Source organism: Novosphingobium sp. MMS21-SN21R (assembly GCF_031846015.1).
GTDB lineage: Bacteria > Pseudomonadota > Alphaproteobacteria > Sphingomonadales > Sphingomonadaceae > Novosphingobium.
In genome coordinates this window covers 2,960,860-2,983,113 of the sequence record NZ_JAVRDU010000001.1, presented here as the reverse complement: position 1 = coordinate 2,983,113, position 22,254 = coordinate 2,960,860, and the positions used below count along the sequence as shown (strand labels likewise).

Below are 22,254 nucleotides of genomic sequence, written 5' to 3'. Positions count from 1 at the left end.
CGCGATGACCCAACAGCGGCAATCACATCGAACGTCGCTGCGTTTGGCTGATGCCCGGTGCGCCGGATCTTCACCCGGGCTTCAGAACCACGCGCGAATGCCGATCACGGCGCTGACCGCGGAGGGCGCGTCCCCGCTTGCCCGCGAGAGTCGCGCGGTTTCGCCCAGTTTCCGCTCCCAGTGAACGCCGACATAAGGGGCGAACTCGCGGACGAATTCATAGCGTAGCCGCGCGCCCAGCTCGATCTTTTCGAAGCCTGCGCCGATGCCGAGTTCAGGCACATCCTGTGCGGCGAGGTCGATCTCTGCGGAGGGTTGCAGTATCAGGCGCTGGGTGAGGCGCATGTCGTGCTCGGCTTCGAGCCGGAAATGCACGTCGCCCTTGGTCGAGACGAAGGCGTGTGCGCCGACTTCGAACCAGTAAGGGGCCAGCCCTTCGATCCCGACGACAGCATATGTGCGGTCCGGGCCCGGGTTGAAGTCCTGCCGCGCGCCGAGTTCAAGATTCCACCATGGATCAAGGGCATGGCGCCATGCCGCGCGCACTTCGGCGGTTTCGACACTGCCGCCGAACGCGCCTTCGCCTTCGGTTTCGAAGGACAGTCGGTCGATATCACCCCCGACCCAGCCCATCGCCTGCCATGCATAACCATCGCGCCCCTTGACCGCGCGGTACTCCATGCGGTCGGCGATCAGGGCGTTGCCGGTGAAGCGGTCTTCGTCAGCAAATGCCTCGCGCGCCTTGGCCATGCGGGAAGGGTCCCAGAACGCATCGGCGGGGTGATCGGTGGGGAGGGTGGGGGGCGGCGCGGTGCCCACTTCGCCTGTGACAGCGGGGGCAGCGCCGTGGCCTGCATGGGCCGAATGGTCCATCGGCGCAGGTTCGGGCACGGGTTGGGGCTGATGGGCGGCATGGTCCATGCCTTCCATGCCCTGCATCTGGCTCATGTCGTGCCCGGCGTGGGGGTCCTGCGCGAGAGTGGGTGTCGCCGCCGTGGCGGCGGCGAATACGATGGCGGCACGCAAGGACATCATGCCGCGCCCTCCTTGTCGGCGCGGACGGTGACGACGCGCATCATTCCGGCGTGCATGTGGAGGAGCATGTGGCAGTGGAACGCCCAGTCGCCCGGCGCATCGGCAGTCAGATCGAAGCTCACCTTGCCGCCCGGCAGGACGTTGACCGTGTGCTTGCGCGGGCGGTTGCCCGGTTCGCCCGTGACGAGTTCGAAGAAATGGCCGTGCAGGTGGATCGGGTGCGGCATCATTGTGTGATTGATCAGGTTCACCCGCACGCGCTCGCCAGTGCGGAACGGGATCGGTGCTGCCCCGTCCGAGATCGTCTCGCCATCGATGGACCACATGTAGAGCTCCATGTTGGCGGTAAGGTTCACGTCGATCTGCCGTGTCGGCGTGCGCGGATCGGGATTGGCGTCGCGTGCGCGCAGTTCGGAGTAAGTGAGGACGCGGTGGTCCTCGTCCTCCAGACCCGTGCCCCGGTCCGCCAGGCGGTCCGTCGGCATCGGTGCGATCGTGGCAACGCCCGGACCCTTTTTCACGCCGGGAGCGGCGGAGAAATCCCGCATCGCCATGGAATGACCTGCCATGTCCATGCCCTCCATGTCGCGCATGTCCATGCCCATGTCGCGCATGGTCAGGAGGGGACGCTTGCGCAGCGTGGGGACCGGAGTGCTCATGCCGATCTGCGGTGCGAGCGTGGCCCGGACAAGGCCCGAACGGTCAATCGCCTCAGCCACGATCCCGAACGCGGCGGGCTCGGCAGGCTGCACGATCACGTCATAGGTTTCGGCAATTGCGATCTGGATTTCGTCTGCCTCGACCGGCTGGACGTTGCAGCCATCGGCCGCGACGACCGTCATCGGCAGGCCGGGGACGCGCAAGTTGAAGTTGGTCATGGCCGAGGCATTGATGATGCGCAGCCTGATCCGCTCGCCCGGCGCAAACAATGCGGTCCAGTTCGCCTCGGTATCGTGGCCGTTGATCAGGTAGGAATATGTCGCGCCTGTCACGTCCGAGATGTCGGTCGGGTCCATGCGCATGTTCGCCCATTCTAGGCGCTCTTTGAGGCTCTGGTCCGTGCCCGCGATCAGCCCGCCGATGGTCTGGCGCTGCCAGTTGTAGTAGCCGCCCATGGTTTTGAGCTTCTTCAACTGGATGTGCGGATGAACCGGGCTCCAGTCCGCCAGCATCAGCACGTATTCGCGGTCATAGGCGACAGTATCAGGTATGGCCGGGTCGATCACGATCGGGCCGTAGAGGCCGGTCGCCTCCTGCATGCCCGAATGCGAATGATACCAGTATGTCCCCGACTGGCTCACCGGGAACGCGTAAGTGAAATTCTCGCCCGGATCGATGCCGGGGAAGGACAGGCCAGGGACGCCGTCCATATGGAAAGGGACCAGTAGCCCGTGCCAGTGGATCGAGGACTGTTCCTGGAGATGATTGGTGACCGCGATCCGCACGTTCTGCCCTTCGCGCAGGCGGATCAGCGGGGCAGGGATGGTGCCGTTGACCGCCACCGCCGAAGCTGAGCGCTTGCCAACGGCGTAGCGCGCCGCACCGATGGTCAAGGCAATCGTCTCCCCCGAAAGCGTGCCGCCGGTGTTGCGTCCGGCCATCGCTGCTGACCCGCCGGAATGCCCGCCATGTGCGGACTGCGCCCACGCCGGGAACAGCGGAGCCATCGCCAGTGCGCCGCTGCCGATCAGCAAACGGCGACGATTGATCAGGAGGTCATTGGTCATTGCGGCAGGATATCAGCTCGGGGCCGATATCTATCAAGAATTGCGCCAAATTTCCCACCTCTGTCATTCGCGCGGGCATTGCCCGAAATTTTGCCATCCACACGCGCGAAGGACAATCTGACCGTTGTGGCAACAAAGTTTTCCCGCAACCGCGCTTGACCGCGCGGGCGTTTGCCTAGCACATCGCAGACCGCAACCTATCAAGGGGAGAGTGCAAAGTGTTCAGCCATGTCATGGTCGGCAGCGATGATATCGCCGCGTCGAAAAAGTTCTACGACGCCACGTTCAAAGCCTTTGGCGGGCCGGAAGCGATCACCGATCCCAAGGGGCGCCTGATCTACCAGCACAACGGCAGCATGTTCATTGTGACCCAGCCGATCAATGGCGCACCGGCTTGCGGCGCGAACGGGGGCACGATCGGCTTCCGTATGACTCCCGCTCAGGCCGATGCCTGGCATGATGCGGGCGTCGCCAATGGCGGCACGACCTGCGAAGACCCGCCGGGGCCGCGCGCAGGCTCGCCTTACTACCTCGCCTATTTGCGTGATCCTGCCGGCAACAAGCTGTGCGCGCTGGACATCATCGCCTGATGAGCATCGAGACCGTTTCGACATCGAAGGCGCACGGCGGAACGCAGGGCGTCTACAAGCACGACTCGGCCGCCACGGGGACGGGAATGACCTTTTCGGTCTTCCTGCCCCCACAGGCGGAGAACGGTGGTAAGCTGCCGGTGCTGATCTACCTGTCGGGGCTGACCTGCACTCACGCCAACGTGACCGACAAGGGCGAGTATCGCCGGATCTGCGCCGAACTCGGTATCGTGTTCGTCGCTCCCGATACGAGTCCGCGGGGCGAAGGCGTAGCGGATGATGCGGACGCGGCTTACGACTTCGGTCTTGGCGCAGGGTTCTATGTGAACGCCACGCAAGAGCCGTTCGCACGGCATTACCGCATGTGGGACTATATTGCGCAAGAACTGCCCGCCCTGCAGGCAGAGCACTTCCCAGTCGACCTTTCCCGCATGGGCATAACCGGCCATTCGATGGGCGGGCATGGCGCGCTGACGCTGGGGCTGACCTATCCTGAAAAGTTCAAGTCGCTGTCGGCCTTCGCGCCGATCGTCGCGCCGGGACAGGTGCCATGGGGCCACAAGGCGCTCGGCGGCTATCTTGGCGACGACAAGGCGGCGTGGCGCGCGCACGATGCGGTGGCATTGATCGAGGACGGCAGGCGCCCTGCGGGTGCGATCCTCGTCGATCAGGGCGAGGCCGATGGCTTTCTGGTGGAGCAGTTACGCCCTGAATTGCTGGACGCGGCGTGCAAGGCGGCAGGCGTCGACCTGACGCTGCGGCTGCAACCGGGCTACGACCACAGCTACAACTTCATTTCCACGTTCATGGAAGACCACATCCGCTGGCATGCCGAGCGGCTGTAGGCTGAGGTAGACCCCGGCATTCCCTCGCCCCGGGTCAGGCCCGGGGCGAGGGAATGCCCCACCGCTATCTAAATTCAGCGCACGGCCTTGGCCACGGCGTCGAGAATGCCGTTGACGAACTTCGCCTCGCGCTCGTCGAAGAAGGCGTGGGCGACGTCGACATATTCGCTGATCACGGTGCCGACATTGATGTCATTCCGCGCCATCAGTTCATAGGTGCCTGCGCGCAGGATCTGCAGCATGGTCTTGTCGAGGCGGGGCAAGGCCCAGCCCTGCGCCAGCTTTTCCGAAAGCAGCGCGTCGATCTCGTCACGCCGCGAATAGACGCCCTGCACGACGTCGTCGAAAAAGCGAACGTCGGCCTTGGCGTATTCAACGTCCTCGATTTCGGCGCCGAGACGGTGCTGGTGGAACTCGTCGAGCAGGATGTGCAGCTCGGTATGTTCCATGTCGCGCTGGTATAGCGCCTGTACGGCAGCGAGGCGCGAGGCGGCGCGGGCTTGCCCGGAAACGCGGCTCATATGCCAAGCCTCAATTCGATGGACCGGGCGTGGGCGGCAAGGCCCTCCGCGTCTGCAAGGGCGATGGCGGCTGGGCCGACTGCGGCAAGACTTGCCTCAGTGGCCGCGATAAAGCTGGTGCGTTTCATGAAATCCAGAACGGAAAGGCCCGAGGAAAACCGCGCGCGGCGCCCCGTGGGCAGGACATGGTTGGGACCGGCGACATAATCGCCGACCGCTTCGGGTGTCATCCGGCCAAGGAAAACGGACCCTGCGTGGCGGATCTGGTCGAACAAGGACTCAGGGGTGTCGGTGGCGATTTCGACGTGTTCGGCGGCCAGCGCATTGGCGAGCGCGGGGGCCTCGTCCAGCGAGCCGACCACGATGATCACGCCGTGATTGTCCCAGCTGGCCTTGGCGACCTTGGCGGTGGGCAGCATTGCGATTTCGACGCCGATCATGTCGGTAACCTGATCGGCAAAGGCGGCATCGTCGGTGATCAGGATCGATTGCGCGACAGGATCATGTTCGGCCTGGCTCAGTAGGTCGGCGGCAATCCACTGCGGATCGTTGTTGCCATCTGCGATCACGAGGATTTCGGAAGGCCCTGCCACCATGTCGATGCCGACCACGCCGAACAGCTGGCGCTTGGCTTCGGCGACCCAGGCGTTGCCGGGGCCGGTAATGACGTCGACCGGCTTGATGCGCTTTGTGCCATAAGCAAGCGCGGCCACGGCCTGCGCCCCGCCAACGCACCAGACTTCGTCTGCGCCCGCAAGATGGGCGGCGGCAAGGACCAGAGCATTGGACTGTCCCTTGGGCGTCGGCGTAACCACCACGAGCCGTTGCACGCCCGCGACCTTGGCCGGAATGGCGTTCATCAGCAGCGACGAGGGATACGCAGCGCGCCCGCCCGGAACATAGAGCCCCGCGCCATCGACCGCCCGCCAGCGTGCGCCAAGCCGCATGCCGGTGGTGTCTGTATAGTCGCGGTCTTCGGGCAACTGTGCCTGATGGTAATCGCGGATGCGCTGGGCGGCGAGTTCGAGCGCGGCGCGAAGGTCCGGTTGGAGCGCGTCGAAGGCTTCGCGGCAGGCCTCGGGCGAAATCCGCCATGCGTCGTCTGCCGGAAGGTGGCCGTCGAACTTCTCGGTGTATTCGGCCAGAGCCTCGTCACCGCGCAGGCGCACGTCCTCGATGATCGTCTGCACATCGCGCGCAACGTTCTCGTCGCTCTCGCGCCGGTCCTTGACGAGCCGGGCGAAGGCGCGGGCGAAATCGGGATCGCTGGATTTCAGCCGCTGCATCAGGCTGCATCCTTCCGGGCGACCATCGCGCGGAACGCATCGACCAGTTCGCCCATGCGCGCGCTGTCTGTTTTCAGCGCGGTGCGGTTGACGATCAGGCGGGCCGAGACCGGCATGATCCGGCTGGTCTCGACCAGACCGTTGTCCTTGAGCGTGCGTCCGGTGGAAACCAGATCGACGATCCGGCTGGCAAGGCCGAGCGAGGGGGCGAGTTCCATCGCGCCGTTCAGTTTCACGATCTCGGCTTGCACGCCCAGCTTCTCGAAGTGGCGGCGGGTGAGGTTCGGGTACTTGGTGGCGACGCGGGCGTGGCTTTCCCGCGCATTGGCGCCGCTCTCTACCGCGCTGACCGGTTCGGCCACCGACAGGCGGCAGTGACCGATGTCGAGATCGACCGGGGCGTAGAGGTCGGCATAGTCGAATTCGTCGATCACATCTGACCCGACCACGCCGGCGTGCGCGGCGCCATGGGCAACGAACGTCGCAACGTCGAAGGCGCGGACGCGGATGATCTTCACATCGGCCCGGTTCGTTGCGAACGAGAGTGCGCGCGAGCTCTTGTCGAAGAACTCGGCCTCGGGCACGATCCCGGCTTTCTCGAGCAGGGGCAGGGCCTCGTCGAGGATGCGGCCCTTGGGCAGGGCGAATACGAGTGGTGCGGCGGTGGTCATAACCCGCCGCCCATATGGCAGGGCTGCGCAAAGGGCAACCGAATGAACCCGATCATGGAGATCGAAGAGGCGGCAAAAGCCATCGAATGGCAGGCAGATCACGCCACGAACAACGGTGCGCCGTGCACCGGGCGCGTCGTGCGCGGCCAACTGGCGCTGCTGGGCGGTGGGACGGCGGTGGGCAGGCGAATCGCCCATTGGCCGGGCAAGCCGCTGGAGGATGCGCTGCCGCTGCGGCTGGCGGGCGGGCATCACAACCTTGTTCTGACGGGCACGGACTTGCGTTTGGCTCCGGTCTATCGCGGCGAGGTGACCGATCAGGCCTCCGTGGACGCGCTGGTTCTGGCGGTCACGCGCGACCATGACGAGGCGCTGCTGCCGTGGCTTGATGGACCGCCGCAGACCAACGAGGCGGGACGCTCGGCCTCGATCATGGCGGCGCTTATGTGGCTGGCCGGGCGGCTGGGGCCGCGCTTCGAGCTGAATGAGCTGGGCGCGAGCGCGGGCGTCAACACGATGATGGAGCGGTTCTTCTTCGATCTGGCGGGGACGACGGCAGGCCCGACCGATTCACCGATGCAGATCGTGCCGGAATGGCGCGGGCCGCCACCGCCGCAGGCCGATGTGGAGATCTGCGCCATTCAGGGTTGTGACCGTGCGCCGGTGAACCTTGCCGACAAGGCGGAAGCGCTTCGGCTGAAGTCTTATGTCTGGGCCGAAGTGACGACACGGATAGCGCGAATCGATGCGGCTATTGCACTGGCAGCGCAGAAGGTGCCCGATGTGGCGCAGATGGACGCCGCTGACTGGGTGGACCAGCGCCTTTTGGCAGCGCACGAAGGCGATACCACGCGCGTGGTCTTCCATTCGATCGTCTGGCAATACCTGCCGCCCGAAACGCGTGCGCGGATCGAACGGGCGATGGCAGAAGCTGGCGCATTGGCTACGGCGGATCGGCGGCTGGCATGGGTTATGCTCGAAACCAACCGCCAGACCTTTCGCCATGAATTGACCGTGCGATACTGGCCGGGCGGCGAACGGCCGGTGCTGCTGGGCACTGCGCATGCCCATGGTGCGTGGGTGGAGTGGTTTGGCGTTTGAAGCGTTTCAGGCCTTGCGATTGCCCCGCTGTCCAAATCGTTCCCGCCATCCGCCGTGGAACGAGACCCACTCCCATAGCGCGACCATGGCGAGAATTGCCACCGACAGCGCGACAAAGGCCAGCGCGCTTGGCTGTCTTGCCCCTGTCCAGCCCGCAAGCGCCACCACCATCAGCACGCCCGCGCCGTGGCTGATCGGAAAGTTTCCGCGCGCGCTGCTGAAGCGTTTGAACGTGCCCACGCCGACGAGATAGACCAACAGACCGACCGACTGGAACAGCATCAGCCGCACCGGCGTCGGCCCCTGCGGCGCTTGAAGGACCAGCGCGTCGGCCACAGCGGTGATGACGACGCCCGCCACGATCGGCATGTGCAGGTAGGTAAAGGCGTTGCGTGCGATGCGCCCCGGTTCGGCGTGATGCTCGATATGATCGGCGCCGCGCGCGGCACCCCGGTCGAAATAGATCCACCACATCAGCACCGAGCCAAGAAACGCGAGCAGGAACGAAACGATCCGTTCCGGCATCATCGGCAGCGCCGCAAAGCTCGCGCCGGTAACGATGATTCCTTCACCCAGCGCAATGATCATGAACAGGGCGCAGCGCTCCGCCATGTGGGCCCCCGATATGCGCCATTCGGACGGTTGTGACCGGCCGAGCCCGGGCACGCGATAACCCACCGACGGACCAAGATATTCGAGGGCGAGCGCCGCTCCCCACAGGCCGATGCGCTGGCCGATATCGTGGTTCAGTGCTCCGGCAAACCACAGGCAGGCCGACACGACGAACCAGCATAGTATCCGGACCATGTTGATCCCGGCAGCGCGGTCGTCCCGGCCCATCGCCCAAACCATGAACGCCGTGCGCAGGATCTGCAGTCCGCAATAGCTGGCAGCGAAAACCAGCCCCATATCATCGCGACCGTGGCCGAACGCCTTGGGCATGGCCACCGCCATGATCATGCTGGCGAACATGACCACGAGCAACACGAAGCGCACCGGCACGCGTTCCGGGTCGGCCCAGTTTGCGACCCACGTGGTGTAGACCCACGCCCACCATACCGCCAGAAACAGGATTACGCCCTCGATCAGGCCTGACCAACCGGGATGCATCAGCAGGAAGTGCGATACCTGCGTGATCGCGAAAACGTAGACGAGGTCGAAGAACAGTTCGAGATAACTGACCGGCGCATGTCCACCGCCGTGGTTACGCAAAAGTGAGTCGGGCAAAGCTTCAGGCACCGAGAAATGCATCGAGCGCGGCATTGACCTTGGCTGGGGCCTCCCACGTAACGAAATGTCCGCAGTCATGCACTTCGGTGAGGGTGAGGTTGGTCACCAGCTTGTCCATTCCGGCAAGATTGCAGGGCGGCAGGGCCTTGTCATCCATCGCCCAGATCACCAGCGTAGGGATGGCAAGCGGCGGCAGTGGCGCGTCCTTGTAGCCCTCGGGCAGTGCAAAGGCTGCGTCCATCGGCGGGACGGCCATGGGGCTGGCGCGATACCAGTTGAGCATGGCGATGGCGGTGTCGGGGTTGGACCAGTCCTGCATCAGGGCATCGCGCTCCTCGGGTTCCATTGCCGGCGAACGCTCCCACTTGAGCGCCTTCATCAAAAGTGCACCAAGGCCGTGTTCGCGGACCAAGGCATCGTTTGCGGGGTCGCGGAAGGCGCGCATGTACTGGCTGGCCTCGCGTTGTTCGGGGTCGGTCCAGAGCAGGCGCGGGAAGATCAGCGGGTGCGGCGCGTTGGCGATGACCGCGCGGGTAACGCGTGTTCCCTGCCCGAGCAACGCCACGCCCCAGGCAATCGCGCCGCCCCAGTCGTGGCCGAGGATCGTGAACTGTCCCACGCCGAGCGCGTCGGCCAGCCCGAACACGTCACCAATCAGCTTGTCCGGGGTGTAATTCTCTACGCCTTGCGGGGCGGACGAACCACGATAGCCGCGCTGGTCGGGCGCGATGCAGCGGAAGCGGGTGGAAAGGTGCGCGATCTGGTGCCGCCACGTGCGGTGGCTTTCGGGAAAGCCATGAAGGAATATCAACACCGGTGCTTCACGGGGGCCAGTGTCAACCACATCCAGTTCGATCCCGCTGGCGAGCTTCACTCTCGTCTGTTCCATGGCGTCTCTCCCGCTGATTGTATTATGGATAGCTGACCGTCGTGGCGATGCGCGGCAAGGGGATAAATTCCGCCTCGTCGCCTGGCACTTTGGGGAATGCGCCGCCTTCCCAGTCCAGCTTGGCCTGATTGATCCGGTCACGGCTGGAACTGACGAAATTCCACCAGACATGGCGCGGCGTGGTGAACGCCTCACCGCCCAGCAGCATGACACGCCCGCCTGTCGCCGACGAAAGTTGCATCGCCATACCGGGAGCCAGAACCGTTAATTCATACAGGCCGAGCGCCATGCCCGCGATTGTCGCCTCGCCGCCGACCAGCATGACCGCACGTTCGTCGGCCTCAGCCTCGACCGGCACGGAGCCGCCGGGAGCCAGCAGGATTTCGGCATAGATCGTGGCGGCGTGCTGGGTGGTTGGCGCGGTCTTGCCCCAGAGCGTGCCCATGATCACGCGCGCGCTGACGCAAGTGTCCTCGATCAGCGGCAGGTCGGTATATTGTTCGAACGCAGGGGCGATCTCCTCGCGGCCGTCGGGCAGGGCAAGCCATGTCTGCATACCGTAAAGGTGCGGGCCGTCGGGACGCTCGGCAGGAGGGGTGCGTTCGGAATGGACGATGCCGCGCCCGGCGGTCATCAGATTGACCTGCCCGGGACGGATCGTGGCGAAAGAGCCTAGGCTGTCACGGTGATCGATCGCGCCATCGAAAAGCCATGTGACGGTGGCGAGGTTGATGTGCGGATGAGGGCGAACGTCCATCGCTGCGCCTGCGGGAAGGTGCGCGGGACCGAACTGGTCGACGAAGATGAATGGGCCGACCATGGTGCGCTGGCGCGAGGGAATGGCGCGGCGCACTTCGAATGCGCCGAGATCGTGGGTGACGGGCGTGATGGTCTGGATCACAGGATCGGTCATTCGCCTGACTCCAATTCGAGCAGTTCGAGCAGGTTCACCGGGAACACGGGTTCCTGCCAGTTTGCCAGTTCTGCGCGGGTGAACCAGCGAAATTCGCCGATAAGCGCTTGTTCTATTTCGGTATGGCCGCGCGTGTCCGGAGTGAACGAGGTTGTTCGCACCCGGTAGAAGCGCTCGTCCGAGGTGATCGGTTCCCCGACAAGCGTGAGGTAATCGTCGCTGCGGCGGGCAATTTCCGGCCCGCAATCGGTGACGACAAGCCCGGTCTCCTCGAACAGCTCGCGCGTGGCGGCGGCGGGGAAGTCTTCGTCCGGATCGCATTCGCCGCCAACTCCGCACCAGAACGCGCCCCTGTCCGGCGGGGTGAAGCGGATCAGCAACAGCCGGTCATGCTCGTCGAGAAGCAGGATGCGCGCCGCACGGCGGATGCGGCGCGCAGGCTCATTCACCGGGCGCGCGCGCCTTGATCGCCAGTGCGTGGACGCGCTCGCCCGGCAGGTCGCCCAAAGCCTTGTTGACCATGCGTTGGCGGTTCAGGCGCGATTCGCCCGCAAAGGCGGCGCTTTCGATTTCGACCGTGAAATGCGATTCGCCCGAGCCATCATGGCCGGAATGGCCTGCGTGGCTGGCGCTGTCGTTGATCACGGCAAGGCGGGTGGGGGCGAAGGTCTGGGTGAGCAGACGTTCGATTTCCAGTGCAATTGGTCCTGTCATGGCTTCCCTTCTAGCTTCTCCGTCGCCATGTGGAAGCCGCATGCGAAATGACAAGTTCCACGGCCGCGTCCAAAGCGATGGGCGCCTCTGCAATGCTCCGGCCTGCGACGAGCCGGGCGAGTTCCGCGCGCCGGGCCTGCGCACCTCGGGCTTCGATGGACCGGGCGATTACCGCTGGTTCTGCCTGGACCACGTGCGCCAGTTCAATGCAGGCTATGATTTCTTTGCCGGGATGACGCCCGAGGAAATCCTGAAAGCGCAATCGCCGCTGTCCGGGTGGGAACGCGAGACGCGCGCGTTCCGGCCCGATGCCGGCATCGACGCTGCACCTCGCTGGGCGGACTTCGCCGATCCGCTCGAAGCCATTGCATCGCGGGCGCGGGCACGGCGCGAGGATCATCTGCGCGCAGCCGAAGCCGCGCGCCGGGGCATCAGTCCGGACGAGCGCAAGGCCTATGATGTGCTGAGGCTGGACTACGAGGCCGATCGCCGCGCCTTGCGCAGCCGCTATTCCGAACTGGTGCGCAAATTCCATCCTGATCGCAATGGTGGCGACCGCAGCCACGAAGGCCGGTTGCAGGAAGTGGTCGAGGCTTACAACCTGCTCAAGACCAGCGCGTCTTTCGCATGAACTGAAACGAAACGAGGCCCCGTGAAGGGGCCTCGAAACGTTTGGGTCTGGCAGGGCCGGTTCAGGCCGCGACAGGTGCCGCGTCGCGGACCGACTGGTCGACGTGTTCGGCAAACTGCTGGAAGTTGTCCACGAACTTGCGGACCAGTTCCTGTGCGGTCTTGTCGTATTCCTCGCCGTCGGCCCACGCGCCGCGCGGATCGAGCAGGCGGGTTTCGACGCCAGCGACTTCGACCGGAACTTCGAAGCCGAAGTTGGGGTCTTTCTTGAAGGTCGCGTTGTTGAGGCTGCCATCGAGCGCGGCGTTGAGCAAGGCGCGGGTGGCCTTGATCGGCATGCGCTTGATGCCTTCTTGCGTTGCCTTGCCGCCCGACCAGCCGGTGTTGACCAGCCAGCACTTCACGCCGCCCTTGGCGATGCGCTCCTTGAGGAGGTTGCCGTAGATCGACGGGTGGCGCGGCATGAACGGCGCGCCGAAGCAGGTCGAGAACGTCGCTTCCGGCTCGGTCACGCCGATTTCGGTGCCGGCAACGCGCGCGGTGTAGCCCGAAAGGAAGTGATACATTGCCTGATCGGGCGTGAGGCGCGCAATCGGAGGCAGCACGCCATATGCGTCAGCCGTGAGGAAGATGAGGTTGGCAGGAACCGGGCCGAGGTTCTTCTCCGAGCAGTTCGGAATGAAGTCGATCGGGTAGGAACCGCGGCTGTTTTCGGCAAGGCGGTTGTCGTCCAGGTCGATCGTGCGGGTCACGGGATCGATCACGACGTTTTCGAGCACGGTGCCGAAACGCTTGGTCGTTGCAAAGATTTCCGGCTCGGCCTCTGCCGAAAGGCGGATGACCTTGGCGTAGCAGCCGCCTTCGAAGTTGAACACGGCGGTGTCCGACCAGCCATGCTCGTCGTCACCGATGAGGGTGCGCGAAGCGTCGGCCGAAAGCGTGGTCTTTCCGGTGCCGGAAAGACCGAAGAACACGGCGGTATCACCGTTCGGACCGATGTTGGCCGAGCAGTGCATCGGCATCACGCCCTTGACCGGGAGCAGGTAGTTGAGAATGCCGAACACCGACTTCTTCATTTCGCCTGCATAGGCCGTGCCGCCGATCAGGATCAGCTTTTCGGTGAAGTTGACCGCGACCACGGTTTCGCTGCGGCAGCCATGACGCTCGGGATCGGCGCGGAAGCTGGGCAGATCGATGATCGTGTATTCAGGCGCAAATGAGGCCAGTTCGTCCGTGGTCGGGCGCACCAGAAGCGTGCGGATGAACAGGTTGTGCCATGCGAATTCGTTGATCACGCGCACATTGACGCGGTTTTCCGGCTGGCTGCCACCGAACAGGTCGGCGACATAGAGCCGGTCCTTTTCGCCCAGAGCCTTGATGAAATCGGCCTTGAGCGTAGCGAAGTGCTCAGGCGTCATCGCCACGTTGGTCTTGCCCCACCACACGGTGTTCTCGGTCTCGGCATCGCGGACGATGAACTTGTCCTTGGCCGAGCGGCCGGTGTGCTTGCCGGTTTCGACAACCAGCGGGCCATCGACCGAAAGCAGGCCTTCGCCATTGCGGACGGCATGTTCAACCAGCGGCGCGGTGCCGAGATTTGCGAAAAGCTCTGCCGGCTCGGGGAATCCCTGGCTGGCGAGGGATACGTTCAGGCGGGTAACGGACACTTCAAGCCTCCCGGTGGCGGCGCCGCATCAGGGAAAAGCCCCTGTCCGGCGCGTAATTGCGAATACGAATGCGCTGATTCTCCGATGGCGCATAGTGTCTGGGCTTTGCTGCGTCAAATGGCACAGGACAACGAAGTTTTTTGCGCAGCAAGTTGCGCGACATGCAACTTGGGTTTCCGGAGGGTTTTCCGGCATAAAGTTGCACGACGCGGCACGTGCCGGTAACGGTCGGGGATGGTCAGCACCCCACCTGCAACCGCAGCCGAACGGACCGGACTTTCGGACCTTCCCCGGACAATTGCGCTCGTGGACGATGATCGCAACATTCTGACTACTGTCTCGATAGCACTGCAGACCGAAGGCTTCGCCACGCGGCTCTACAACGATGGGGACACTGCGCTCAAAGCGATGCTCGACAATCCGCCCGACCTTGCGGTGTGCGACATCAAGATGCCGCGGATGGACGGTCTCGAACTGCTGCGCCGCCTCCGCGAAAAGAGCGACCTTCCGCTGATTTTCCTCACCAGCAAGGACGATGAACTGGACGAGGCGCTGGGCCTTTCCATGGGCGCGGACGACTATATCGCCAAGCCTTTCAGCCAGCGCCTGCTGGTTGCACGGATCAAGGCGATCCTGCGTCGCAGCGATATTGTCCGGCGCGAGGCGGAAGAGCAGGAGGAAACGGGCGAGCCGCTGCCCGACCCGATCCGGCGCGGGCGGCTGGTGATCGATCCGGCTCGCCACGCGGTGACCTGGGATGACCGGCCTGTCTCGCTGACGGTCACTGAATTCCTGATTCTTGAAGCGCTTGCCATGCGGCCGGGCGTGGTCAAGACGCGCAACCAGTTGATGGACGCGGCTTACCATGACGATGTCTTCGTCGACGATCGCACCATCGACAGCCATATCAAACGCCTGCGGCGCAAGTTCCGTGCCGCCGATTCGCAGTTCGGGGCCATCGAGACGCTCTACGGCGCGGGCTATAGCTTTGCCGAGGACTGACGGAAGACCGCCGGCACCGCCGCGTGTGCGCCTGCGCCGGTTGCCGCGCATTCGCGGGGTTTCGCTGACCACGCGCATCCTGTTCGTCAACGTGATCGCGCTGGCCCTGCTGGCAGGGGGCTTTTTCTACCTCGATAGCTACCGCGCCCAGTTGATCGACGAGCGCTTCAAGCTTGCGCGCGCCGAAGCCGACATTGCCGCCGACGCGCTCGACGGTGCCCCAATCGAACAGCGGCGCGTCCTGCTGGCCCGCATCGGCACCGAACAGACCCTGCGCCTCAGGCTCTACGATGGGCAGGGCAGGCTGCTGGCTGACAGTTTCGCGCTGGCGCCCCCGTCTTTTGCGCTGATCGACCCCGAAGCCGAGCCGTGGTATCAGAAAGCCGCGCGCCTGCTCGACCGCGGCGTGGATTTTATCGTCAATGCTCCCACCATCGAACCTTACAGCGATACCGCCGAACAGCCTGCGGGAAGCTGGCCGGAGATCAAGGCGGCCCGCGCCTCGGGCCGGACTGAAGTGTTTTTGCGCTATGCCCCTGACCGCACCCCGGTGATCACCGCGGCAGCGCCCGTCGGTACCAAGGGCGAGGTGCTGCTGTCTTTGCGCAATGCGCTCGATATCACGCAGTCGGTGCGCGATGCACGCCAGACGCTGGTGATCATCATCGGCATTGCCTTGCTGCTGTCGGTGCAGCTTTCGCTGTTTCTGGCGAGGACCATTGTTCAGCCGCTGCGCGCGCTTGTCCGCGCTGCCGTCAGGGTGCGGCTGGGGCGCGAGCGCGAGGTCGTGGTGCCGCGTTTGCCTGATCGCGGGGACGAGATCGGCCTGCTCGCGCGCGCGGTGTCGGACATGACCACTGCGCTGCGGCAGCGCATCGATGCGGTCGAGATGTTCGCGGCAGACGTCGCCCATGAACTCAAGAACCCGCTCGCCTCGCTGTCGAGCGCGCTGGAAACGATGGAGCGCGTGGATGACCCCGCGCTTCGCCGCCAGCTGGCCGATATCGCCGCGCACGACGTCCAGCGGCTGGACCGCCTGATTACCGAGATCGCCGACGCCAGCCGCATCGATGCCGAACTCAGCCGCGCCACTTTCGAGCCTCTCGATCTGGCGGCGCTCGCCTCGCAAGTGGTCGGTGCGCGCGATGTCCGCGCTAATGTTTCAGTGCCCATCCGGTTCGAGAACCGTGGCGGCGACACGGTCGTCCCCGGCGATGCGGCGCGGCTAGAGCGCGTGCTTGAAAACCTGCTCGACAATGCCGTGTCGTTCTCGTCGCCTGGTGGGGCGGTCGATGTTGCCGTATGGGGCGACGGTGATGCGGCACACCTCACGGTAAGCGACCAGGGCCCCGGTATTCCGGCATCCGAACGCGAAAAGGTGTTCGAGCGCTTCCATTCGGTCCGCCCGACCGAGGAAGCCTTCGGCGCGCACAGCGGCCTCGGCCTTGCCATCGCTCGCACCATTGCCGAAGCGCACGACGGCAGCCTGACCGTGGACGAGCGCCCAGATGGCTTGCCTGGCGCGCATCTGCTGCTGTGCCTGCCGCTGCTGCTGGAGGAGGACGAATGAGCAGCGCGCATCAGGCGACCTGTGTGGCCCTCGCCGGGCGCGGTGTCCTGATCGAAGGGGCGCCGGGGACAGGCAAGTCCAGCCTTGCGCTCGCGCTGATCGATCGCGGTGCCACGCTGGTGGGCGATGATGGCGTTGTGCTTTCCACACGCGAAGGATGCCTTGTTGCAGCCCCTCATCCCGAGATTTACGGAAAGCTGGAAGTGCGCAATGTCGGGCTGGTGGACATGCCGGTTGCGGCGGCGATCCCGGTTGCACTGGTAATCCGCCTCGATGCAGGTGCCCCGCGCTTCATCGATGCACCTGAAACCGTGCATCTGGAAGGCATCGCACTGCCACAGGTGCGCTTGTTTCCGGACACACCAGCGCTAGCCCTGCGCGCGGAAATTGCATTGCAGACGTATGGGTTGATGTTTTCCTGATACGGGACAAGTCGCCAACCGGACTTTTCAAGCCCGCCGGGAAAGCGCAAAGCGAGTCTCACATGCTGCATGAGTCTTCACCCCAGCGCATTCTCCTCGTCACCGGCCTGCTTGGTGCGGGCAAGACCACGGCATTGCGCACGCTCGAGGACATGGGCTGGGAAGCTATCGACAATTTCCCGATCCGCCTGCTCGACCGCCTGCTTGAAACCGAACCTGGCACGGCACGAGTCGAACCGGGCGCGCCCATGGCCATCGGTTTCGATACGCGCACAAGGGGTTTTGATCCGGCGCGCACGATAGAGATGGTCAAGAAGCTGGCGCAGCGGACCGATCTGCAGGTGACCACGCTGTTCCTCGATTGTGCAGGGACCGAGCTTGAGCGCCGTTACAACGAGACGCGCCGCCGCCATCCGATGAGCGAGGACAAGCCTGCCGCCACCGGCATTGCGGCGGAGCGTGAACTCCTGGAACCGCTACGGCGCTGGGCCGATGTGGTCGTTACCACTACCAGCTTCACCTCGAACGATCTGCAACAGGCGATTCGCGCGCAGTTTGGCGCGGAAACCCCGGCTCCGACCACGCTCAGCATCAGCAGTTTCGGTTTTTCGCGGGGCATGCCGCCGCTGGCCGATCTGGTTTTCGACATGCGCTTTCTCGCCAATCCGCACTGGGTCGACGACTTGCGTCCGCAGACCGGGCGCGATGCACCCGTGGGCGATTATATCCGGCAGGATCCGGCATTTGACGAGGCTTTTGCCCGCATCCGCGACCTGCTGCTACTGCTGCTTCCGCGCTATCAGGAGCAGGGCAAGGCCTATGTCCACGTGGCGTTCGGCTGCACCGGCGGGCGGCATCGTTCGGTGTTCATGGCCGAGCAGATCGCTTCTGCCTTGCGCGATGCAGGATTTTCTCCCACATTGCTGCACCGCAACCTGTCGTCCCGGGCGGCTGACATGCTCGAAGGCAGTCAGCTCCAGGGCGGCAAGGGATAAGCAGATGGGTGGGACAGCACTGGAAGCCATGAATTTCTATTCCCAGTCGTCTTGTGTGCCCCGCGTCCATGCCAAGCCTGCGTTCAGGCATCGTCTGGCAAAGTGCCCGGCCACGCTTCGGAGCCTGCCCCGTTCATGATCGGTCTCATTCTCGTTACCCATGGTGCTCTTGCCGACGAATTCATCCACGCGATGGAACATGTCGTGGGCAGGCAAACTGACGTCATCGGCGTGTGCATCGGCCCGAATGACGACATGGAGAAGCGCCGCAAGGAAATTGCGGACGCGATCAAGCGCGTCGATAGCGGCGAAGGCGTGATCATTCTGACCGACTTGTTCGGGGGAACCCCGTCAAACCTTGCCATCTCGCTGATGCAGGCGGGCAAGGTCGAAGTGATTGCCGGGATCAATCTGCCCATGCTGATCCGTCTGGCCAAGGCTCGCAATTGCATGGGCGTCAAGGAAGCGACTTCGGCCGCGCGCGACGCTGGCCGGAACTACATAACGATCGCTTCCGAATTTCTGGGGCAGGATGCTTGATGGCTGAGCAGGGTTACGTCACCCGCGAAACGGTGACGATTGTCAATCAGCGGGGCTTGCATGCCCGCGCCAGTGCGAAATTTGTCAATGCCGTTGCCAAGCTGCCTGAGGGCATCGAGGTGACGGTAGCCAAGGACGGCACCGACGCCAACGGCGGGTCGATTCTCGGCCTGATGATGCTGGGCGCGGCCAAGGGCGATACGGTCGATGTGGCCGTGGCCGGGCCGGAAGGCGATGCCGACGCGATCCTGATGAAGCTCACCGGACTGATCAAGGACGGCTTCGGAGAGGATTAGTCCCCTTGCCGCCACAGACTTGCTGACGCATGGGGATGCCATGACGCGCAAGATCATCACCGGCTTTTCCAATCCCACGGTCAAATTCGTGCGATCCTTGCGCGAAAAAAAGTATCGGCGGCTCGAGCGCAAGTTTCTCGCCGAGGGGCTGCGTCTGTTGACCGACGCGCGCGAGGGCGGGCGGTTGCCCGAAATCCTGCTGATGGCGCAAGGGCGCGAGGGGCATCCACTGCTGGATGAACTCGAAGCGCTGGTCGGTGCCAGCGGCGGCGAGGTGATCGAACTGCCGGTGGATATTCTCGCCAAGGTCACCGGCAAGGAAAACCCGCAGGCCGTGGCGGGGGTCTTTGCAGAATGGGATACATCGATTCGCCTGATCGACCGTCACGCCGCGCCAATCTGGCTGGTTGCGCACGCGATGCGAGATCCGGGCAACCTCGGCACCATGCTGCGTACCGCCGATGCCGTTGGCGCGGGCGGGTTGATCCTGATCGACGATTGCGTCGATCCCTTCTCGGTCGAAGCGGTGCGCGCCAGCATGGGCGCGATCTTTACCGAGAAGCTGGCGCAAGTCCGCTGGGAAGACTTCATCGGGTGGCTGCGCGAAGGCGAGGGGCAACTGGTTGCGGCGTCCTTGCGTGAAGCCGTGCCCTATCGCGGCGCGCCATATGCCGGCCCGTGCTTCGTCATGGTCGGTAACGAATCGCGCGGTCTGCCCGAGGACTATGAGATGGCCTGCGACTTGCGGGTGACCATGCCGATGAAGGGCCGGGCCGACAGCCTCAACGCGGCAGTCGCGGGCGCGGTGCTGGCCTATGAAGTGCTTGCCACGCTTGATGGGTAAGCACGCACTGTCCGGTTAATCGCCCGGTCAGTCGCGCGGGCGCATGGTTCGCTCATGCACAAGGCTCTCGCCCTGATTCTCGTCCCTCTCGCCTTGCTGGGCGGCTGCGCGACTGCGCCCACTGGCGGCGGCGCGCTGGCAGGTACCACGTGGTCGATCATGCGGATTGACGGTGCGCCTCCGGTTGCGCCGGACAAGGCCATGATGCGCTTCGATCAGGAGCGCCTTTCCGCAAGCGTTGGCTGCAATGGTATCGGCGGGGATTACCGCGTCGAAGGCGGGCGGCTGATTGCGGGACCATTGATGGCCACACGGATGTTCTGCGAAGGCCCTGTCTGGAAGCAGGAAGAGGCGGTCAATGCGCTCTTGTCGGCAGCGCCAGAAATCCAGCGCAGCGGTGCCACGATGCGGCTGATGTCGGGCGGTCATGCGCTCGACCTGCAACTTGCTTCAGATTGATCAGTCGCCAGCAATGAATGCGGTGATTTTCCAGGTTCCGTCCTTGGGCTCCGCTATCAGCCGGTAATCGAGCAAGCTGCGCAGGCGGGAGGTTTCAACCCAACCCTTCTCGCGATTGTCGAGCGTCACCCGGGTCAACTTCGCCCCGGGCTTGAACGCCATCGGATCGATTCCGACGATGAACCAGCCGACGTTCCCTTGCGGTTGTCCTTTCGGCGCATCCAGCAGGTCCACATCGTCCCCGGTGACCAGCATCGCACTGTAGCTGTCGATGTCGTCGGGCACGTTCCAGAACACCCACGGCATGGCGGCCAACCCGCCCTCGACCGCACAGCCCAAGGGCAGAATTCCAGCGAGTTCGCGCCACAACTTGCGCTCGGGATCGGCAAGTCGCTTTTTCAGTTCGTCCGTCCCGCTGCCGCCACCGTAATCGAGTGTGATGTCGGGCGCGGCCAGCGCGGCCACGGCATCTGCGTCCTTGTCGCGGATGGCGGCGGCGAGAGATCGCCGGAAAGCGGGCCAGCCGGGCGCATCAGAGCAATCGTCGCGGGGGGCATAAGTTTTGCCCGTGATCGGTGCGGGCGTAGCACTGCTGGCGATTTCGGACGGTGCGGCTTCCGGAGTTTCGGACGGCGCGGTGCTGGCTTGTTGCGGCGAAGGCACGGCGTTGGCCGTGCGCTCAGGCGCGGGCGCGGCATCCTGCCCGCATCCTGCCAGGGCGAGCCAGGCCGCTGCAATCAGGCGTTTGCCAGCGTCCCCGATCATTCCGTGCCCGTGTCTCCTTCGTCAGCCGCAATTGCCGCCAGCGCTACAGGTTCGGCATAGCGCGGTGCGGATTCGACCAGTGGCACCTCTTCTACCTCACGCTTGCCGATCTCGATATGCTTGTCTTTGAGGCGGCGACCGGCAGACAGCACATTCCGCTCGAAGCTACCGACGAACTTGTTGTAGTTCGTCACTGCACTGTCGAGGCCATTGCCCACGCGCTTGAGGTGTTCGGCCGCGACGGCGAGGCGGTCGTACAACTCGCCGCCCATGCGGCCGATCTCGCGGGCCTCACGCGCAAGGCCGTCCTGCCGCCACACTTGCGCCACAGTACGGGCAATGGCGACAAGGTTGGTCGGGCTGGCCAGCAGCACGCGGCGTTCGAAGGCGAAGTCCCACAGGCCCGGATCGCGTTCCAGCGCGGCGGCGATGAAGTGTTCGCCCGGCACGAACATCAGCACGTAATCTGGCGCTTCCTCGAACTGGCTCTGGTAAGATTTGGCGCCCAGCGTCTGGATATGGTTGCGCATCGACTGAACGTGCGCGTTCAGCGCAATCTTGCGGGTGTCGTCATCCTCGGCTTCAAACGCGTCCTGATAGGCGTTGAGCGAAACCTTGGCGTCGATCACCAGCAGCTTGTTGCCGGGCACGCGCACGATGGCATCGGGGCGCAAACGACCCTCATCGGTATCGACCGAGTGTTCGGTGACGAAATCGGTATGTTCGGCAAGGCCGCACTGTTCGAGCACGTTGCGCAACTGCAACTCGCCCCAGCGGCCACGTGTTTTCGGGCCATTGCGCAAGGAATTACCAAGCTGTGCGGCGGCGGCGCGCACAGCTTCCTGCCCGTCGCGCATCGACTGGATCAGGCCGGTGAGGTTGCCGAAGGCATCGACGCGTTCCTTCTCCAGCTTGCCGACCTGCTCCTCATAGCTTTTCAGCCGCTGATCCACCGGTGAAAGCAGCGCTTTCAGCCGCTCGCCGCTGGTCTTCTCGCTCTCGTCGAAGCGGGCCTGCGCGCGGGCGAGGAAGGTTTCCTGCGCCTTTTCCAGCACCTTGTTGCCCGCGTTCTCGAATTCCTTGCGCAGCACTTCCTGCGCCTCGATGAGCATGCGCTTCTGTTCGGCGAAGTTCTCGGCGTCGGCCTTCAACCGCTCAAGCGCAGTGCCTAGCGCCTCGCGGTCAGCCCGCACTTGCGCCAGTTCGGTCCGAACAATCGCAGCATCGGCGGCCTGCTGGCGCGCCGTGGCCAGCGCCGGGGCCAGCTCATCGCGGTGGCGGCGCACTTCGGCGAGTTCTGCAGCCAGCGCATCCATCGCCTTCGTCCGCTCGCCCATCGCGGCAAGATCGACCGTCATCGCCTTGACCGTGCCCTCATGCGTCTTGGCATCGGCATCGCGCGCATCAGCCCTTGCACGCCATTCGGCGACAGGACGCGAGCCGAGAAACCAGCCAAGGCCGGTCCCGGCAAGCAGGGCAACAATAACGAACAGGATCAGGGCAGTGTCCACGCTTGCTCCGTAATAGAACGAAGCAGGAACT

The 22,254-nt window shown here is 64.3% G+C and carries 25 protein-coding genes; 12 read left to right on the top strand and 13 right to left on the bottom strand.

Annotated elements, in window-relative coordinates; translation table 11 throughout:
* Positions 1–81: 81 nt before the first annotated feature.
* A complete protein-coding gene (locus RM192_RS14400; protein ID WP_311508250.1) occupies positions 82–1,035 on the bottom strand; it encodes a copper resistance protein B in 954 nt (317 codons plus the stop codon).
* Positions 1,032–2,762, bottom strand: coding sequence for a copper resistance system multicopper oxidase (locus RM192_RS14395; protein WP_311508249.1), 1,731 nt, complete (start codon positions 2,760–2,762; stop codon positions 1,032–1,034). Before RM192_RS14395 ends, RM192_RS14400 begins: the two co-directional genes overlap by 4 nt.
* 218 nt (positions 2,763–2,980) lie before the next feature.
* Here RM192_RS14395 and RM192_RS14390 point away from each other — a divergent pair, with 218 nt between their 5' ends.
* Both RM192_RS14390 and fghA read left to right on the top strand, forming a co-directional pair.
* Positions 2,981–3,352, top strand: coding sequence for a VOC family protein (locus RM192_RS14390; RefSeq protein ID WP_311508248.1), 372 nt, complete (start codon positions 2,981–2,983; stop codon positions 3,350–3,352).
* Positions 3,353–3,357: 5 nt separating this feature from the next.
* Positions 3,358–4,197: an S-formylglutathione hydrolase gene (fghA, locus tag RM192_RS14385; protein WP_311508637.1), complete on the top strand. Its 840-nt coding sequence runs from the start codon at positions 3,358–3,360 to the stop codon at positions 4,195–4,197.
* 74 nt (positions 4,198–4,271) lie between these two features.
* Here fghA and nusB read toward each other — a convergent pair whose 3' ends face one another.
* Genes nusB through hisG form a run of 3 tightly spaced genes read right to left on the bottom strand, consistent with a single transcriptional unit; the run spans position 4,272 to position 6,675 of the window.
* Positions 4,272–4,718 (bottom strand): transcription antitermination factor NusB, encoded by a 447-nt coding sequence (nusB, locus tag RM192_RS14380; RefSeq protein ID WP_311508247.1) that lies wholly within the window; start codon positions 4,716–4,718, stop codon positions 4,272–4,274.
* Positions 4,715–6,004, bottom strand: a complete 1,290-nt coding sequence (gene hisD / locus RM192_RS14375; protein WP_311508245.1) for a histidinol dehydrogenase — start codon at positions 6,002–6,004, stop codon at positions 4,715–4,717. The genes nusB and hisD overlap by 4 nt, the downstream gene beginning before the upstream one ends.
* Entirely contained in the window at positions 6,004–6,675 is a 672-nt protein-coding gene (hisG, locus tag RM192_RS14370; protein WP_311508244.1) for an ATP phosphoribosyltransferase, read from the bottom strand. Before hisG ends, hisD begins: the two co-directional genes overlap by 1 nt.
* 42 nt (positions 6,676–6,717) lie before the next feature.
* Between hisG and RM192_RS14365 the strand changes: the two genes are divergently transcribed.
* Positions 6,718–7,776 (top strand): DUF2332 domain-containing protein, encoded by a 1,059-nt coding sequence (locus RM192_RS14365; RefSeq protein ID WP_311508243.1) that lies wholly within the window; start codon positions 6,718–6,720, stop codon positions 7,774–7,776.
* Between the two features lie 6 nt (positions 7,777–7,782).
* Here the strand turns inward: RM192_RS14365 and RM192_RS14360 are convergent, their stop codons facing one another.
* From RM192_RS14360 to RM192_RS14340, 5 genes are read right to left on the bottom strand one after another with little or no spacing between them, the layout of a single operon-like run.
* Positions 7,783–9,039 carry a low temperature requirement protein A gene (locus RM192_RS14360; protein ID WP_311508241.1) on the bottom strand — a complete coding sequence of 419 codons (1,257 nt, stop codon included), beginning with the start codon at positions 9,037–9,039 and terminating at the stop codon, positions 7,783–7,785.
* Positions 9,008–9,895, bottom strand: coding sequence for an alpha/beta hydrolase (locus tag RM192_RS14355; protein ID WP_311508240.1), 888 nt, complete (start codon positions 9,893–9,895; stop codon positions 9,008–9,010). The genes RM192_RS14360 and RM192_RS14355 overlap by 32 nt, the downstream gene beginning before the upstream one ends.
* A gap of 22 nt (positions 9,896–9,917) precedes the next feature.
* Positions 9,918–10,808, bottom strand: a complete 891-nt coding sequence (locus RM192_RS14350) for a pirin family protein (RefSeq protein WP_311508239.1) — start codon at positions 10,806–10,808, stop codon at positions 9,918–9,920.
* Positions 10,805–11,257, bottom strand: coding sequence for an NUDIX domain-containing protein (locus RM192_RS14345; RefSeq protein WP_311508238.1), 453 nt, complete (start codon positions 11,255–11,257; stop codon positions 10,805–10,807). Before RM192_RS14345 ends, RM192_RS14350 begins: the two co-directional genes overlap by 4 nt.
* Positions 11,250–11,522, bottom strand: coding sequence for a BolA family protein (locus tag RM192_RS14340; protein WP_311508237.1), 273 nt, complete (start codon positions 11,520–11,522; stop codon positions 11,250–11,252). The genes RM192_RS14345 and RM192_RS14340 overlap by 8 nt, the downstream gene beginning before the upstream one ends.
* A gap of 40 nt (positions 11,523–11,562) precedes the next feature.
* Between RM192_RS14340 and RM192_RS14335 the strand changes: the two genes are divergently transcribed.
* Positions 11,563–12,153, top strand: a complete 591-nt coding sequence (locus RM192_RS14335; protein WP_311508236.1) for a J domain-containing protein — start codon at positions 11,563–11,565, stop codon at positions 12,151–12,153.
* Positions 12,154–12,214: 61 nt separating this feature from the next.
* Here the strand turns inward: RM192_RS14335 and RM192_RS14330 are convergent, their stop codons facing one another.
* Complete coding sequence (locus RM192_RS14330) at positions 12,215–13,804, bottom strand: phosphoenolpyruvate carboxykinase (protein ID WP_311508636.1); 1,590 nt, start codon at positions 13,802–13,804, stop codon at positions 12,215–12,217.
* A 249-nt stretch (positions 13,805–14,053) separates the two neighbouring features.
* Here RM192_RS14330 and RM192_RS14325 point away from each other — a divergent pair, with 249 nt between their 5' ends.
* From RM192_RS14325 to RM192_RS14290, 8 genes are all read left to right on the top strand, one after another.
* Entirely contained in the window at positions 14,054–14,821 is a 768-nt protein-coding gene (locus RM192_RS14325) for a response regulator transcription factor (protein ID WP_311508235.1), read from the top strand.
* A 25-nt stretch (positions 14,822–14,846) separates the two neighbouring features.
* Positions 14,847–16,391: a stimulus-sensing domain-containing protein gene (locus RM192_RS14320; RefSeq protein ID WP_311508234.1), complete on the top strand. Its 1,545-nt coding sequence runs from the start codon at positions 14,847–14,849 to the stop codon at positions 16,389–16,391.
* On the top strand, positions 16,388–16,813 hold the full coding sequence (locus tag RM192_RS14315) for an HPr kinase/phosphatase C-terminal domain-containing protein (protein ID WP_311508233.1): 426 nt from the start codon (positions 16,388–16,390) through the stop codon (positions 16,811–16,813). Before RM192_RS14320 ends, RM192_RS14315 begins: the two co-directional genes overlap by 4 nt.
* 62 nt (positions 16,814–16,875) lie before the next feature.
* A complete protein-coding gene (rapZ, locus tag RM192_RS14310; RefSeq protein ID WP_311508232.1) occupies positions 16,876–17,808 on the top strand; it encodes an RNase adapter RapZ in 933 nt (310 codons plus the stop codon).
* Between the two features lie 135 nt (positions 17,809–17,943).
* Positions 17,944–18,348, top strand: coding sequence for a PTS sugar transporter subunit IIA (locus RM192_RS14305; protein ID WP_054106751.1), 405 nt, complete (start codon positions 17,944–17,946; stop codon positions 18,346–18,348).
* The gene (locus RM192_RS14300) at positions 18,348–18,644 is read left to right on the top strand and encodes an HPr family phosphocarrier protein (protein WP_311508231.1); all 297 of its coding nucleotides are present in this window, start codon (positions 18,348–18,350) and stop codon (positions 18,642–18,644) included. Before RM192_RS14305 ends, RM192_RS14300 begins: the two co-directional genes overlap by 1 nt.
* Before the next feature lie 40 nt (positions 18,645–18,684).
* On the top strand, positions 18,685–19,488 hold the full coding sequence (locus tag RM192_RS14295) for an RNA methyltransferase (RefSeq protein ID WP_311508230.1): 804 nt from the start codon (positions 18,685–18,687) through the stop codon (positions 19,486–19,488).
* A 54-nt stretch (positions 19,489–19,542) separates the two neighbouring features.
* Positions 19,543–19,947, top strand: a complete 405-nt coding sequence (locus tag RM192_RS14290; RefSeq protein ID WP_311508229.1) for an META domain-containing protein — start codon at positions 19,543–19,545, stop codon at positions 19,945–19,947.
* Here RM192_RS14290 and RM192_RS14285 read toward each other — a convergent pair whose 3' ends face one another.
* Together RM192_RS14285 and rmuC are read right to left on the bottom strand one after the other, a co-directional pair.
* Positions 19,948–20,712 carry a hypothetical protein gene (locus RM192_RS14285; RefSeq protein WP_311508228.1) on the bottom strand — a complete coding sequence of 255 codons (765 nt, stop codon included), beginning with the start codon at positions 20,710–20,712 and terminating at the stop codon, positions 19,948–19,950.
* A complete protein-coding gene (gene rmuC / locus RM192_RS14280; protein ID WP_311508227.1) occupies positions 20,709–22,223 on the bottom strand; it encodes a DNA recombination protein RmuC in 1,515 nt (504 codons plus the stop codon). Before rmuC ends, RM192_RS14285 begins: the two co-directional genes overlap by 4 nt.
* Positions 22,224–22,254 lie beyond the last annotated feature (31 nt).